The sequence below is a fragment of the Prevotella heparinolytica genome (assembly GCF_002998535.1).
Lineage (GTDB): Bacteria > Bacteroidota > Bacteroidia > Bacteroidales > Bacteroidaceae > Bacteroides > Bacteroides heparinolyticus.
Genome location: NZ_CP027234.1, coordinates 2,866,785 through 2,881,269, shown reverse-complemented (window position 1 = coordinate 2,881,269; position 14,485 = coordinate 2,866,785). Strand labels below are relative to the sequence as shown.

General features: G+C 49.4%; 8 protein-coding genes. 1 reads left to right on the top strand and 7 read right to left on the bottom strand.

Annotation, left to right across the window (positions count from 1 at the left end):
- Nucleotides 1-22: 22 nt before the first annotated feature.
- The 5 genes from C3V43_RS11535 to C3V43_RS11515 are packed head-to-tail and all read right to left on the bottom strand — an operon-like array spanning nucleotide 23 to nucleotide 7,579.
- Nucleotides 23-1,585, bottom strand: a complete 1,563-nt coding sequence (locus tag C3V43_RS11535) for a PepSY-associated TM helix domain-containing protein (RefSeq protein WP_106069937.1) — start codon at nucleotides 1,583-1,585, stop codon at nucleotides 23-25.
- A 26-nt stretch (nucleotides 1,586-1,611) separates the two neighbouring features.
- On the bottom strand, nucleotides 1,612-1,950 hold the full coding sequence (locus tag C3V43_RS11530; RefSeq protein ID WP_106069936.1) for a DUF2149 domain-containing protein: 339 nt from the start codon (nucleotides 1,948-1,950) through the stop codon (nucleotides 1,612-1,614).
- Nucleotides 1,947-2,549: a MotA/TolQ/ExbB proton channel family protein gene (locus C3V43_RS11525; protein ID WP_106069935.1), complete on the bottom strand. Its 603-nt coding sequence runs from the start codon at nucleotides 2,547-2,549 to the stop codon at nucleotides 1,947-1,949. The genes C3V43_RS11530 and C3V43_RS11525 overlap by 4 nt, the downstream gene beginning before the upstream one ends.
- Nucleotides 2,546-3,253 (bottom strand): hypothetical protein, encoded by a 708-nt coding sequence (locus C3V43_RS11520; RefSeq protein WP_235655843.1) that lies wholly within the window; start codon nucleotides 3,251-3,253, stop codon nucleotides 2,546-2,548. Before C3V43_RS11520 ends, C3V43_RS11525 begins: the two co-directional genes overlap by 4 nt.
- Nucleotides 3,254-3,277: 24 nt before the next feature.
- On the bottom strand, nucleotides 3,278-7,579 hold the full coding sequence (locus C3V43_RS11515) for a cobaltochelatase subunit CobN (protein WP_164996246.1): 4,302 nt from the start codon (nucleotides 7,577-7,579) through the stop codon (nucleotides 3,278-3,280).
- 416 nt (nucleotides 7,580-7,995) lie between these two features.
- Between C3V43_RS11515 and C3V43_RS11510 the strand changes: the two genes are divergently transcribed.
- Nucleotides 7,996-8,433, top strand: coding sequence for a DUF6078 family protein (locus C3V43_RS11510; RefSeq protein ID WP_106069932.1), 438 nt, complete (start codon nucleotides 7,996-7,998; stop codon nucleotides 8,431-8,433).
- Nucleotides 8,434-8,825: 392 nt separating this feature from the next.
- Here the strand turns inward: C3V43_RS11510 and C3V43_RS11505 are convergent, their stop codons facing one another.
- Complete coding sequence (locus C3V43_RS11505) at nucleotides 8,826-10,847, bottom strand: RagB/SusD family nutrient uptake outer membrane protein (protein WP_106069931.1); 2,022 nt, start codon at nucleotides 10,845-10,847, stop codon at nucleotides 8,826-8,828.
- 14 nt (nucleotides 10,848-10,861) lie between these two features.
- Nucleotides 10,862-14,131 (bottom strand): SusC/RagA family TonB-linked outer membrane protein, encoded by a 3,270-nt coding sequence (locus tag C3V43_RS11500; RefSeq protein WP_106069930.1) that lies wholly within the window; start codon nucleotides 14,129-14,131, stop codon nucleotides 10,862-10,864.
- Nucleotides 14,132-14,485: the final 354 nt, after the last annotated feature.

Below are 14,485 nucleotides of genomic sequence, written 5' to 3'. Positions count from 1 at the left end.
TTCTTAGGTTTTAAATTGATTATTATTGATACATATCTCTATTATTTCCTCGTTTCTTCTTTCGCCGGCTGTAGACAATATAACCGGACAGGAGCACTAACGTAATGAGCAATCCCGAAAGGAAAACAAACAACTCTGAAAAGGGACCCAAAAACGGAGAATAACACCTTCCTACATGCAGTTCAAGAGCGAAGTTCCAAAGCGACATGGGCTGTTCTTTCAGCAGTTGCGGCATAATCGGCAGCTCTATCGCACCTTTCACATAATCAAACGTTATAAGCTTGCCTGTTCCCACGTCATCCGTATAACCACTGACCATATTCGCAGCAATCGGACGTGCTTTCCTTTTCTCTACCGGACGGTCTGAAAAATAATCCGCCACTTCACCGCTTGCCGGAGACCAACGGTACATGCCGCTGAATGAGCCTACCAGCCACTCACCATCGTTCTCCTGCTTAAAGACGGTAATTCCCATCGGACTGACTGCAGGCGACTTTTCCGAAGGCAATAAAACCGGAGGCAACCTAAACTGCTCATCCACCCTTATAAATCCGTCGGAGGTAGATACCAACCAAGCATTTTCCGCCTTGTCCCAGCGTATGGCCCGGAGTTTGTCGCTCCACACATTCTCCTGATCTTGTACGGTACCCGGCAATGGCGAACTTTTCGTCAGTACCAAAGGAATCATTAACGGCGGACGAAGACACATGCCCGTAACCACCACTAAAAGGAATAAAGCCAAAAGGTAATACCCCAAACGATTGTGCCATCGTTGACTCCACTTCATGGCAGTCCCTTCCCATTTCCTTACTTTTCCTTTCATCAGCTGCTTGTGCCTGCGCATGGCATAAGGAAAAACGAAAAGCAGAATTCCCGTCAGGCAGAGAACGGCCATCACCACTGCAACAAAATCTACCGCTAATTTGCCCACAATGCCGAACAATTCGCCACTGTGCAACAGCCACACGGTCTTGAACAGCGTTACCTTAGGCGTGTAATTCTCGGGCGATTGGAGCCGGTGACGCTCTACCTTGTAAACCGTACTGTCATTCAGATTCAAGGACGAAACAGTATAAACAGAAGAACGCGTTAAAGCCAACACCTGCCGACCTTTTTTATCCAATGCGACATCAGAAAGACGCTCCTCGTTATCCGGCAAATCTTGTTTCACCCATCCGCTTCCATCATAGCGATACAGGTCGTACAAAGCCGCACACCACAGAGTACCTTCAGCGGTCTTTACCACATTCTTTATATTACGTCCGTCAACGCCACGGGGAAGCCCGGTATTGAAATCTTTAAAGTCCGAGAAGCCTTTATTCGTCAACCAGATGCCGGCACAACCGTAAGCCAACACCAAACTATCATCAAGAGCCACCGTACCTTTAAGGATACCGTTGTTATAGTTCTGAAAATGATAGCTGCCGGGCAACCATGCGCGACTTATCTGGCAATCGGCAAACAGCTTCCTATGATTGAGAATAACACCTGACACACAAAAGAACAACATAAATACAGCCGAAATAACTCCGACATATTTGTGATAGTTCTTCCATGTCAACACCCGTTTCTTTCCTTTTATCATACACTCCTCGTTCAAAAAAAAGCCGGTCACTCTTCAGGCACATAGATTATCTCACCCGACTCCAGCTGGTAGGCAATGCCCACCTTCCGTCCTTTGGCTCCCGACCGCTGACTTTGGTTTTCGGACGGAGTATAGCGTTCTATCTTCTCTCCTTTCTTGGTGATTATCTCCATGTTGTCTTTGCCGGGATTCTTCACCATGGTAAAATCTTCGCGACTGAACATCTCCGTCATGTTGTAGCGGCTGACGAGAGCCACCATCAGGGCTACGGCAAAAACCATCGCCACATCGAAGAGATTGCTCACCACACTCATCGGATCGTCGTCGGCATCATGCGCCAGACGGTTGCGTCGTCTCGTTCTCATTCCACAGTAGTTTGCTCATCCAACAATTCGGCTATAAACTCCAGATTACTCATATCCTCGGCATACCATCGGCTCTTGGCTTGCTTGGCAATGAAGCCGATGGCGGCAGATGAAAGCCCGACGACTGTTGTGGCGAAAGCCACCTGCATGTTGTAGGCCATCGAAGCGATGTCGCCCGTCGAAAGGCCGACAAGGGCGGGCCCCATAGGAATAAGCGTCCCCATCAGTCCGAGCATCGGCCCCATCTTCAGCAGAGTGGTGGGCAGCGACATGTCTTTCTCCACAAACTGCCCATACCGGTCGAGCAACCTATTCACTTGCGCCTTGCTGCCTCGTGCAGCCACTACCTTATTTATATATGCCACTATCACGGCCTGTTTACTTTTGGGCAACCGGTCGGACAATGTATCGAGATTATCGACAGTCAACGCATCCATCTGCTCACGAATCTGCGCCCCTATCTTCCGCATCATAAGATATTGGCCGAAAAAACCTCCGAGCAGCAAGATGGCACGCACGAAAAACCATATCAACAACACAACCACAGGGACCAACAGGCCGGTGGAAATCCAAAACAATACGTCTGAAATGTAATTCATCTTTTTCTTTCTATTTTATTTTTTAGTTTCTTCATTCTCACAAGATAATTCACCCATCCTACAACCGCACCGGTCGTGACCACGCACACCACGAGCAACAGCATGCGCCAATCGAAGCTGTCGAAGCCTACCACAGCCGTACGCCCGTTGACAGTAGCAATGACCCCCATCAGAGCCAGGAGAATATTGCCGAGAAAGAGCATTTCAAGGCGTATCTCGCGTTCCGGCAAAAGCCGGCGCAGGCCATAGACCGACAAAGGGACAGCCGGAAGCAACAAACCGCCCAGCGTCCATGCCACCAACTGGAACGACACACCGGGGAGAAGGAATATTACTGCCGTCAACCCACTGAAGAGTACGGGGAAAATGAGTAATCCCGGAAAATACTTCAGCCCGATGAATACCATCCATTTACGACGGCTGACATGGGCGGAAGTCTTCAAGTCGACATGTGCCACACAAAACAGCAACGTCAACGCCACATCTACACTCAGCAACACTGCCACGTCGAGCATCAGGCTCGTATCGGCAAGCCACGATGCCATTTGCGTCTTAGACTGTTCGATGGCGAAAGGCCACATCATGGCCGTAAACACCATGACAATCACAGACATCGCCATCACCTCGCGCACTCCGTGGAAAGTCTGTTTCAGCACGAAGCTGAAACAGACCAACAACATCATCAAAACAATTACTGTCTCCATATATGGCTAAAGAGAGTTGTTATGCTACATCATATTCTTACGGCGCCGCTTGACTAAAACAATGAGAACCAGAACCGCCACGACTACTATCAAAGCCGTCACCATGCCGCTGACCGTGGCAGTGGTCTGATTGTCACTGTTGTTCATCGTCTCTTTCTTCATCACCATACTCTTGTCGCTACCGTTCTTCTTGGCTTCACGGATGTCACTTACGTTCTGCCGATATTCTTCGGCAGCAACGGCATCGGTCTTCGAAGCGATAAAGTCACGAAGCTTTGCATTATCGCAAACAAAGCCCGAGCATGAAGGTTTGTATTTGTTCACCATCTCTACGTGCAACCGGGCTATGTCGCCTGCCTGCTCTGCCGAGGCTTTCCACAATCCTTTGCGGATGGTTTCCATCATCACGGCGGTCATTTCTTCAAGGGCAGCGGGATTACGCTTCTCGAAGAACTCCTTGGTCCCGAGATTGAATTTATCTTTCACATAAACATTATAGATTTCGTCCCAAAGTTCCTTATCAATAGCCTTGGGCTTCATCACGTTCCAGCCGTAAGTATTGGTTACGATATCGGCAAAGCCATCCGCACTGCTTGCGCCGCCCTTCATCTTCTCGCGGATATAGGCAGGGTTGAATATCGTGGTACGGCTCTCGATGCCGATGGCCTCTTTCACCTCCTGCATTCTCATGTTCTGATGGTTACGGTAATCGGCGAGATAAGCGTCGGGGTCTTTACCTGTCACATTACGAACGGCAAGATTCATCCCTCCCATAAACTCATAGACATGGTCGAGACTCAATGCCCCCCATGTATTGCTTTGGCGAGGCTGTACAACTACATCGGTACGGGTGAGGGCAGCCTCGAAAGCGGCCTTGCGGACGGTCTCCCAATCCTTTTCACTGCCATAGAAAGCCCCCATATTGTTCAGGTACACTTCAGCCAGTTGACTCTCTTTATCCCAACGGTCTCCGGCCTTAACCATCTCTTGTATGCCTGTACCATAGTTTCCATTGACACCGCCGAACACACGGAACATGCTGACCTCGCGTGCTTCCTTCGGCGACATTCCTTTCTCCACGAGTACACGCTCCGACTCTACCACACCGGCTTTGACAAGGTTCTCATAGCGGTCGCCATCGGCATTGGCCGCCATCTCGATGGCCCTGTTGATGAGGAAGAGACGCGAGGCGGCAAGATCACGCAACTGTCCGCTGGTTTGCACCACCACATCTATGCGTGGACGGGCAAGCCGATCCGACGGTATCAGACGCAGGTCGGCCACACGCCCGAAAGCGTCTCTCACCGGCTCTACGCCAAGCATATAAAGTATCTGGGCTATTGTAGCCCCCTCGGTTTCGATGAATTCGCTACTCCAAAGCGTATAGCTCACCTTACGGGGATATTCGCCGTCGTGACGCTCACGATACAATTTTATCGTGTTCTCGGCCAAAGCCTGCGCCTTTTCCCAAGCATCTTCCGTAGGGGTATTTTCTACGTTGATGGAATAGAGGTTGCGACCCGTGGGCAGCGTATTGGGATTGACAATGGGGTCACCGCCCGGCGAGGGGGAGGTATAACCGCCATTCAAGGCATTCAACATCGAGCTCATTTCCCGGTCGGGGCTTCGACGCAGTGCATCGGCATAGTCGCCCACATTCCTCAACGCACGCTCCACGGCAGTGATGGCCTGTGCAAGGTGTATCTGCTCGCGGGTATATTTCGATCCTTTCGCATGGGGCTTTGTCGCAGCCTTGTCTTTTCCGGACTTCTGTTCCTCTTTATACCATCTCTGCCCTTCTTTGATTTTCGTCATCATCTTCTCGGGGAACTTGCCGCTTTGCTCCATCTTCTCGAAGGCGGCACGGCTCATCTGAGGTATTATTCTCTTACGGGTCACTTTGGCGGCACGCATCTCGCTCACCGTCCGGTGCTCCATATCCTTTTGCTTCTTCGGATGAGCGCCTCCTAAATTATCGGCCATCTGCATCATCATCATGATTGGATCAGGAGCAGCCTGCATGGCTTCTACTTCGCGTGCCATGCGCAGTTCGTCGGCAGTGATGCCGGCAAAACGGCAAATGTAATCGTCGGTAACCTCGACTTTTGCCGAACCGATCAGGCGTGCCACTTGCTCCTTGGCCTTTGCAAGGTAGGTGCGGCCGAACACTTGCTTATGTTTTTCCGCATCCGCCGAAGCACGTCCTTTCAGCTTGTCCACGGCAAGCAGTCCGTAAGCTATCGGATCGGTAGTCATGGCATAAACGCTGGTGGTGATGTCGGCAGGGTCGTACACCTCACCCATCGTGTATAATTTTCCGGTTATCTTCTCGTTCATCAATTCCTCGGCAAAGCTCTCTATGCATTCGATTTCTTCGGCCGTATATGCTTGACTCATGCGCTTGTCGTCAAGTCCCAATTCGCGGGCTATTCCCATTTCCACCGCCAGCGCCTTCACCTTCAGCGACTGTGCATCCGAGGGTTGCTTGTTGTAGTTGTCGACAGCATCGCTCAATTTGCGGTAGGTATTACGCAACTCGCTCTCCTTAAACGGAGGAGTGAGATTGGATTGCAATTGTGCATAAGTACGTCTTTTGGCAATCATCCCCTCGCCCACGTTCCCGATTGTGTATAGATAATAATGAGGAACAACACCTATGAGACGCTCGGGCCAGTCGTTGCTGCCAAGAGCCACCTGCTTGCGCGGCGTGTATTCCAGCGAGCCGTGCGTGCCGAAATGAATAATGGCGTCGGCACCGAAACCGAATCTTGCCCACAGGTAGGATGCTATATAGGTGTGGGGCGGAGCTTGGTTTGTTCCGTGGATTATCTTGAATGAATTGTCACCTTCGCCGGCCATCACCTGAGGCAGCAAGACGACGTTGCCAAACTGCAGGCGGGCTACGGCCAAACGCCCGTCGGCAGTCGCCATGTATTTTCCGGGGAACGGCCCGTTCAGTTCGTTCATCTCTTCTATCATCTTGCTCGACAGCGCTTTCCGCGTCCATTCATCATATTGCTCGGTTGTGACCAATGCCGGATGCCCCGATTCAAGGAACTCACCGTATGTCCCCTCGGCATAAGCGCCGAACACAGAACCACGTTGCTGAATCATCGTTTCGAGTTCCTTCGCCGAAGAGGGCAGGCCGTCCACGCGATAACCCTCGCTGCGAAGGCGCAACAACAGGTTGTATAGCGAAGGAGTCACCTCCATACCCGATGCGACCAAAGCATTCTGTCCGGGGCCTTTGAAGTAGTAGACGGCGATGCGTTTATCGCTGTTTTTCTTCTGTTGCAATGAGGCGTAGCCGCTGACCGTTTCGAGGAATTCGTCCATGCGATCGGGCATTCCGTACACTTCCTGCAAGCCCTCTTCGTTGATACGATGACCGAAAACGACGTAAGGACGCACCGCACCGTCAATCTCAGGCGTGATGATGCTCTGCGACATAAAGCCGCCCGACATTCCTTGTTTATCGTTTTCCCACTCCTCTGTCAGCCGGTTGACGTTGAGTGGCGAGAAAAGCGGAATATTCTTCCGCTTCAGGAAATCCACAACCGCGTCGCCCATGCGTCCGTGAGCCAGATTGACGACCGCCGCCACCTGAATGCTGTCGGCATGGCCGCCGCCTATGAAAGGCAGAAGTTTATTGACCCGATAGACGTTGAAGCCTTTCTGTTCAAGAGCCTTCGTCATGTCTGTGGCAGCTCCCATGAATCCGGTAAGCATCACCGCAGGTGCACCTTCTTTATATAGTCCGTTCTGCATGAGGAAAGCGTTATACTCGCCCACATTGTTGAACCCTATCTCGTCGGCATTCTCATCTTTGAGGTCAAAGTGTGTCAAAAGACAGTCGGGTCGTTCATTAACCACATCCGGTTCAGGAGCTCTGAACAGCTTGCCGTCAATGAACTTACGGATGTAGGCAAGCATACTGCGATAATTTCTGCGCCCGCCGTTTTCGAGATATTGCAGAATGAAGTCGGCGTCGACAGAATCGACCGACACGATGTTGTTGGCAGGATTGGTAGCGATGCGTGTCAGCACAGGTATGCGCAACGAAGCCTCGCTCAGTTGCCCGCGCCGATGCTCGTCAAGGCGGAGTCCCATGCCACTGACAAGAATCATGTCGTAGTCACTGAGATGATCGAAATCATCGGCAGTTATCTCGCTCAGGCGGATCATGCCGTTATCGTTGGCTTTTGAAATCTGTCCCAATTCCACCGTCTGATAATTGAGGAAAGCGATATGGGTATAGCCTATCCATACGTTCCATGACACAAATGCCGCAATTACAAGCACTGCTGCCGTTGCAATGCAAAACATCCTCTTTTTACTTACTCTTTTAAATATTCCGTTCATTGTATTCTTCTTTATCGACCGCAAAAGTACAGAAGCTGTTAAAAGAATCCAATACCCAGAAATTACGATTTACACCTGCATATATACCAAGAAATCGTTAACAGATTCGTATATTTCTCCATCACTGTGTCAATCCTCCGTGAATAACACTGCCTGCACTATACGGGCCATGAGTGGGGAGACCGCCACCATTATCATCTGATGCCGGACAGTTCAATGGCAACGACAGACAAGGCGGTAGAAATCATCCGTACCGTTCTGCACAACATAAGTCAGGGAAAGAGAACATAAAGAAGCGGCAAGCAGGTAGATTTCCGTTTGATATCCTTATATTTGTGTCCTCTTTGTAATACAAACTAAAATATAACTTCAAACAGACAATGGAAAATAATTTCGACTACCAAGCAGTGCCTTACGACTATGCCCACTGCTTCAACAACCGCTGTACGCAAAGTTCGCAGTGCCTGCGCCATTTGGTTGCAAAGAACAGCACATCGCAATGCCCCACTCTACGCATAGTGAACCCCAACTGCATTCCCGCAGACACTGCTGCATGCCCTTATTTCAACAGTACACAGAAGCTGCATGTGGCATGGGGGCTAAAGCATCTTCTGGACAATGTTCCTTATAAACACGGAAACGCCATCAGGCATGAGCTCATCAGTCACTTCGGCAAGACGAACTACTATCGCCACTACCGTCAGGAACGTGCACTGCTCCCACAAGACCAAGAATACATACGGCAACTATTCCGCAGCTACGGAATAACAGCAGAACCCCAATTTGAAAGATACAGCGACGAGTATTACTACGATTAAGCCGCACCTGTCCCTCCACATCGAGCCTTATTTCTGCTTCCATCGCCACACCTGTTTTGCAATGCCAATAAGCCAGAAACTTAGGACTTCGGCAAGGAGGACAATCAGTTTCAGCAAGCAAAACAGTTGGTTTCAGCAAATGAAACTTCCGGTGCCGGCAAGTGAAACTACCGGTGCCGGCAAGCGAAACTACCGGTGCCGGCAAGCGAAACTACCGGTGCCAACAGATTGAAACCGACACGGACACAAGCGTTGTGTGCCAAAGGAAGCTGTGTCATAATGCCAAAATATAAGAGATTACCCCTGCTACAGTTATCTGTGGCAGGGGTAGTTTCTTCAAAAAGGGCGTTTGAAACCTCTTGAACACCCCCTTGTAAAAACGCTGAAGAGACTTATTTCGTATTCATCTCATCGGCTACCGCTTCTTCCCAATTAGTCCACATCGGGATATTCTCATTATACCCGTCGTAACCGTAGTTCTGACGAAGCTGCGCCTTGTTGTTTGCTGTAATGGCAGAGTTTGGGACAGGCCAGAAGAGGTTGTGCTTGTTCACCTTGTATTCAAAGGTTTGATTGCCTTGCGAACCCTTACCGTAAGGACGGTTGAACACATTGTACGTGGTGCAACGCTTAAACCAGTAGCTACCGCCGCTCAAGTCAGTGCCTTCTTGCTTATCCCAAGTAGCAAGGTCATAGGTATTTCCCCATTCATCGGGCTTTCCGCTCTTGGCAAGACACCACGACACGCGAACCATTTCGGCCTGACGGAACTCTTCCATATAGAGCTCGCGGGCACGCTCATCCATGATATCGCCGATAGTCACTGTGGTGTACATCTTCTTGGCATTGGCACGCTGGCGGACAGTGTTCACATCTTGAGCTGCCTCGCCTGCCTTACCCTGATAGAAACGAGCCTCGGCACGGAGCAGATAGGTGTCGGCCAAACGGAACAGATACATGTCTCCGTTGCAACCTTTGCCCGATGCTCCTTGGAATTGGTTGGCACCCATGTTGGCCTCGTTCACAGCATCAAGGATGTAAAGTTGGTACAGAGGGGTAGGATACCAACTGCGGATGGTATCGGAACAGAGTATCTCTCCCTTCTTGACAAGTATGTTGCCATCCTTTACGTAGTCTTCCGTTGCATACAGCTGATAGTTCTTACCATAGAAATCGGACTTGGGATTGTTATACTTGAAGTCTTCCATCTCCATCCAGTTACCTACGTCACGGTTGTGGCGGAGGTCTTGCCAATCCGTCTCGCCGCCATACGTCCAAATGGTCTTGTTATAATGGAATGAAGTACGATTCAAAGCAATGCCTCGACCGGCAGCACGTACCCAATCAAGCTCCGGATTATAGTTGCTATTGTTACGGGCATAGTTGGAACCCGGCCCTGCCAGTCCATGAGGGTCGCGAATCACGCTGTTGCTCCAGTGTACGAAGTTTGCACGCATGATGTTGTATGTGGTGAAATTCTGTTCGTTGGAGTTGATGATGGGCATGATAAGTTCCTTGTTCTCCGCATGACAAATGTTGGGAGTGCGATGTAGGTCCCATACCACATTGCGGGTCACCTTCCAAGTCTTCTCATTGCCCGAAGGCTGCCATACACCGAAAGAAGATGTCATCAGCCTCAGACCATGATTGTTGATAAGGTCGGTGGCAACGGATTCTGCCTTGGCATATTCGCCCGTCACCAGATAGCACTTCACAAGCAGATGCATACATGCCTCTTGATTTACCATGCCCAGATAGCTCATCTTCTGTTGCGAAGGAACGTGCTGCACGGCAAACTCCAAGTCGTGAACGAGCATTTGGAAAATAGCCTCTTTGCTGGTGGACTTATAGTTCTGCTTCGGAACCGTCATCAACTGCGTAATCACAGGTATATCGCCGAACTGCAAGGTCAGGTTATAGTAAGCGTATGCCCTGTGGAAGTAAGCACGTCCTTTATAGGCGTTCTTAATCTCCTCGTCCAGACCTGCCACCTTATCCACATACGAGAGTACGGAATTGGCATACTTCACGGCATTGAAACCTTCGTTCCAGAAACGCTGCATGTAGTTGCCGTCGCCACCGCCAGCCATACCGGAAGTAGGTGTCAGCTTGGCGTCGAAGTTGTCTTGGAAACCTCCGCCCATGTCTGTCTTGGCATACATCCCGACATCGGACAGGTAATAATTGGTACTCAAGCCCACATTGTTCCAGTTGCCGTCAAGAATATAGGTTTTCAACTGTTTGTCGCACATGGTCAGTGCAGATTTCAAGCCCTCTTCAGTAGAATAGGTGGTAGTAGGCTCGTAGAAAGAAAGCGGGTCTTGCTTAAGAAAAGAGTCGGTACAGGCTGTCATGGCAGCAGCAAAAGCCATCACCGCACTACCTCTATATAATGTATTGATATATCGTTTCATCTTGTTTTTACGTTTTAGAGTGTTACATTGATGCCGAATTGGAACTGTCTGTTAGCATAGCCGCCTGTCTCGGGGTCACCGTACTCCCAGCTGTCAAATGTGCAGACATTGTTGATACCGGCGGTGAAGCGAACTTTCTCGAGCGTAAGCTTACGCGTAAATTCCTTAGGCAGCGTATAGCCGATAGTGATGTTGTCCAAACGTACAAAGCTACGGTTATAGAGTTTCTGCACACCCGTGGCACCGCTGGGTCCTACCGCATTGAGTCGGGCATATTCGTTGGTAGGATTCTCGGGAGTCCAATATTCCTTCTTATAAGTATTGCAAGTATTGGTAAACATCGAGCCGGAATTATCTCCGTTCAGGTAATTGCCGGACAAGCTCTTGTGCCCCATATAAGAATACATGGAGAAAGAGAACGACCAGTCCTTGAAGAATGTAAAGTCATTACGCAGATTCCAGTAGATAGGAGGATTCGTTGTGCCCAAATAGACCTTATCCTTATCATTGTAGACCGGAGTACCGTCCGCTTTATCATCACCGGTATAGTGGTTGACAACTTTCGGGTCGCCGGGCTTCTGATTTACTTTGGCAGCTTCGGCCGCTTCGTCGAGTTGCCATATACCATCTACTTCCCAATACCAGATTTCGCCGATGGGCTTGCCTATGAACCAATTATTGGACGTATCATTGATTTCATTGCCGTTCTCATCATACTCGTAATAGAGGTGCTTGATGCGGTTCTTGTTGTAAGAGAAGCCAAGGCCGGTATTCCAAGTGAAGTTCTTCCGTTCGATGTTGCGAGAATTCAACGTGACTTCAACACCAGAGTTGGTTACTTCACCCAAATTGGTAGTGATGCTGTTGAAGCCCGTGAAATTAGGCAGGCGCTGAGCCATAATCATGTCGTGAGTCTTCTTGTAATACCACTCCATACTACCGCTCAGGCGATAGTCTAATACAGAGAAGTCAAGACCTACGTTATAAGCGGTGGTCTTCTCCCACTCCAGATTCGGATTGCCCAGACGGTCTATCTGCAGAGCCTGAATGACGCTGGCTCCGCCATTGTAATAATAGCCCATCACGCCGCCGTTCTTCAGGTTGGAAAGCGCCAGATAGGTATCTTTCAAAGAACGGTTGCCGTTTGTACCGTAGGAAACACGCAACTTGCCCGTATTCAGCCAAGGCAGATTGACGAACGCCTCTTCAGAAAACATCCAGCTACCGCCTACCGACCAGAATGTGGCCCAAGGATTGTTGGAACCGAATGCCGAGTATCCGTCGCGACGAACAGTGCCGGTGAACATGTAACGGTCCTTATAGCTATAGAACAGACGTCCCAGATAGGCCGCCGCCGTGGAGTGCGTATCGGAAGTATAAATAGAACTCTGCTCCATGTTGGCTCCGGAAATGTAGTGGAAGCCCAGCACGTCGGTAGGAGTGATGTTGCGGGCATGGATTTCGTCGTACCAATGACGGTTTTCTTCGGCTTCCTGCACCAGTGTGACAGTGAAACGGTGATTGTCGAACACTTTATCCCACGTAAGAGTGTTGTTGAGCGACCAGTCGAAACTCTTTGAAGTATTACGGTTCACGCCCCGTGTAGAGGGTGTGCTGTTTGGCAACGCGGAAGACATGAAGTAACGGTCGTAAAACCACTGATAGCGCGGAGCGATATTGAACTGGTAAGTGACGCCGAAAGGCAACGTCAGCTTGGCATTGAAGATGGTGTTCAATACCGTATATCCTTTCTCAAGGTCGTCGTACTGCACATTGAAGTGGTAGTTATAGCCGCCGTTGGTAGGATTGCCGCTACGGGGATACTGCAACTCCTTGCCGTCAGCATCATGACGCAATGCATAAGGAGACTCGCGAAGCTGGTTGTTATCCCAGTAATTACCGCCCAAAGGCACTGCATTCGATTCGTCGCTGCGGTCTTGGAAGTTGATATTGGCGCCTACTTCCAACCAATCGGTAATCTTTGTATTCAGTTTCATGTTGGAGCGGAATGCATGGTAGTTATCGCCCTGAATGGCTCCTTGGTTGTTCAGGTAGCCGAAGCTGAAGTAATAGTTCACCTTGTCCGTGGCACCCGAAATACTGGCATTGTAATCCTGATTGAAGCCCGTGCGGAAGACGGCTTTATTCCAATCGTAGGTCTTGCCGTCCAAGAAGTTTTGCATCACCAAGGCTGCATCGTTATCCAAGCCCATACGACGGGCATACAGCGATTTCAGGCTTTCGTTTGCTTGTAAAGTCTTAGCGCCCGAGGTAGACCAAGCGTCTTGTGTGATGCCATATCGCGACAGATTTTCGTAGTGGTCGTAGTAGCCTGCGGGGACTTTGCTTTCCTTGCTGTAATAGCCCCACTGCCCTGCGTCGTTGTATCCGTAAGTGGTTGCCTTGAACCAGTCTTCGCGATACTTCATATACTCTTCGGCGGTGAACACGTCGCGGTAAGCAGCCTTTGTATTGGCAGCCAAGTTTACACCCACATTGATGATGGGCTTACCCTCCTTACCTTTCTTGGTGGTAATAATCAGTACGCCGCTGGCAGCCTTAGCACCATAGATGGCAGCCGACGATGCATCTTTCAGTACATCGATCTGCGCAATATCGTCCGGATTGATTTCGGAAAGCTCACCATTGAATGCCATTCCGTCGAGGATGATTAGAGGCGAATTGTGACTGCCTTCGGTATAGAGTGAATTCTGGCCGCGTAGTTGAATAGAAGCACCACCCCCCTTGGCAGAAGAGTCATAACCAATCTGCAAACCCGGCGTGCCACGCAATAGATCTTGCACAGAACCGGGATTTTGATCGGCTATTTTATCCGGATTGATTTGCACCACCGAGCCTGTCAGATCTTTCTTACGCATCGTACCATAACCTACCACAACCACCTCTTCCAATATTGCGCTGTCATCTTGCAGAATGACATTCACCGGTTTTCCGGGAGTAGCCGTCACCTCTGCTGTTTTATAGCCGATAAACGAAACTTCCAATACAGCACCTTTAGCTACTTGCAAATGGAAATTACCGTCAATGTCCGTAATCGTACCGTTGGCAGGATTACCTTTCTCGCGGATGTTGGCGCCTATTATCGGTTCGCCGACAGCATCCTTCACATTACCCGAAACAGATTGTTTCTGTTGTTGCATCATTCGTACAGCGTCGACACCCTCTTCGGCAAAAGTAGCCGATGGATGGGTTGCAACAAGACCGGTGCAAAGCAACAAGGCGATAAACGCCTTTCGATTTCTTTTAAATGATTTGGAATTCATCGTTTTTCTTTTTTATTAGATGAACAAGGAGATTCTTATAAAATGGAATATAACTTAAAGAAGAGAGAAGACTTTGTTTTCTTTCTATAAAGTAAGGAGAAATAGGATTTATGTTTTCATAGGCTCAAAGGGTTAATAGATGTTTTTCTTTCTGCTGCAAACATAAAAATTATTATCATGAGGGGAGAGATAAAAACTCTGCAAGAAAGATAAAAAATCGTTCATTGAACGACAAAACATCCCCGACGCTCCTCTAAAACCACAGACTGACGAATTATTAGTAGCCATATGAATGATATTCAACCCACAAACAAGAAAGAAGATTCACCGGAAAATATTATTTTTGTACATATC

Bases quoted from the DNA above. Each gene is read 5' to 3' on its own strand.
- C3V43_RS11535 (WP_106069937.1), bottom strand. From the start codon at position 1,585: ATGATAAAAGGAAAGAAACGGGTGTTGACATGGAAGAACTATCACAAA.
- C3V43_RS11530 (WP_106069936.1), bottom strand. From the start codon at position 1,950: ATGAGAACGAGACGACGCAACCGTCTGGCGCATGATGCCGACGACGAT.
- C3V43_RS11525 (WP_106069935.1), bottom strand. From the start codon at position 2,549: ATGAATTACATTTCAGACGTATTGTTTTGGATTTCCACCGGCCTGTTG.
- C3V43_RS11520 (WP_235655843.1), bottom strand. From the start codon at position 3,253: ATGGAGACAGTAATTGTTTTGATGATGTTGTTGGTCTGTTTCAGCTTC.
- C3V43_RS11515 (WP_164996246.1), bottom strand. From the start codon at position 7,579: ATGTTTTGCATTGCAACGGCAGCAGTGCTTGTAATTGCGGCATTTGTG.
- C3V43_RS11510 (WP_106069932.1), top strand. From the start codon at position 7,996: ATGGAAAATAATTTCGACTACCAAGCAGTGCCTTACGACTATGCCCAC.
- C3V43_RS11505 (WP_106069931.1), bottom strand. From the start codon at position 10,847: ATGAAACGATATATCAATACATTATATAGAGGTAGTGCGGTGATGGCT.
- C3V43_RS11500 (WP_106069930.1), bottom strand. From the start codon at position 14,131: ATGAATTCCAAATCATTTAAAAGAAATCGAAAGGCGTTTATCGCCTTG.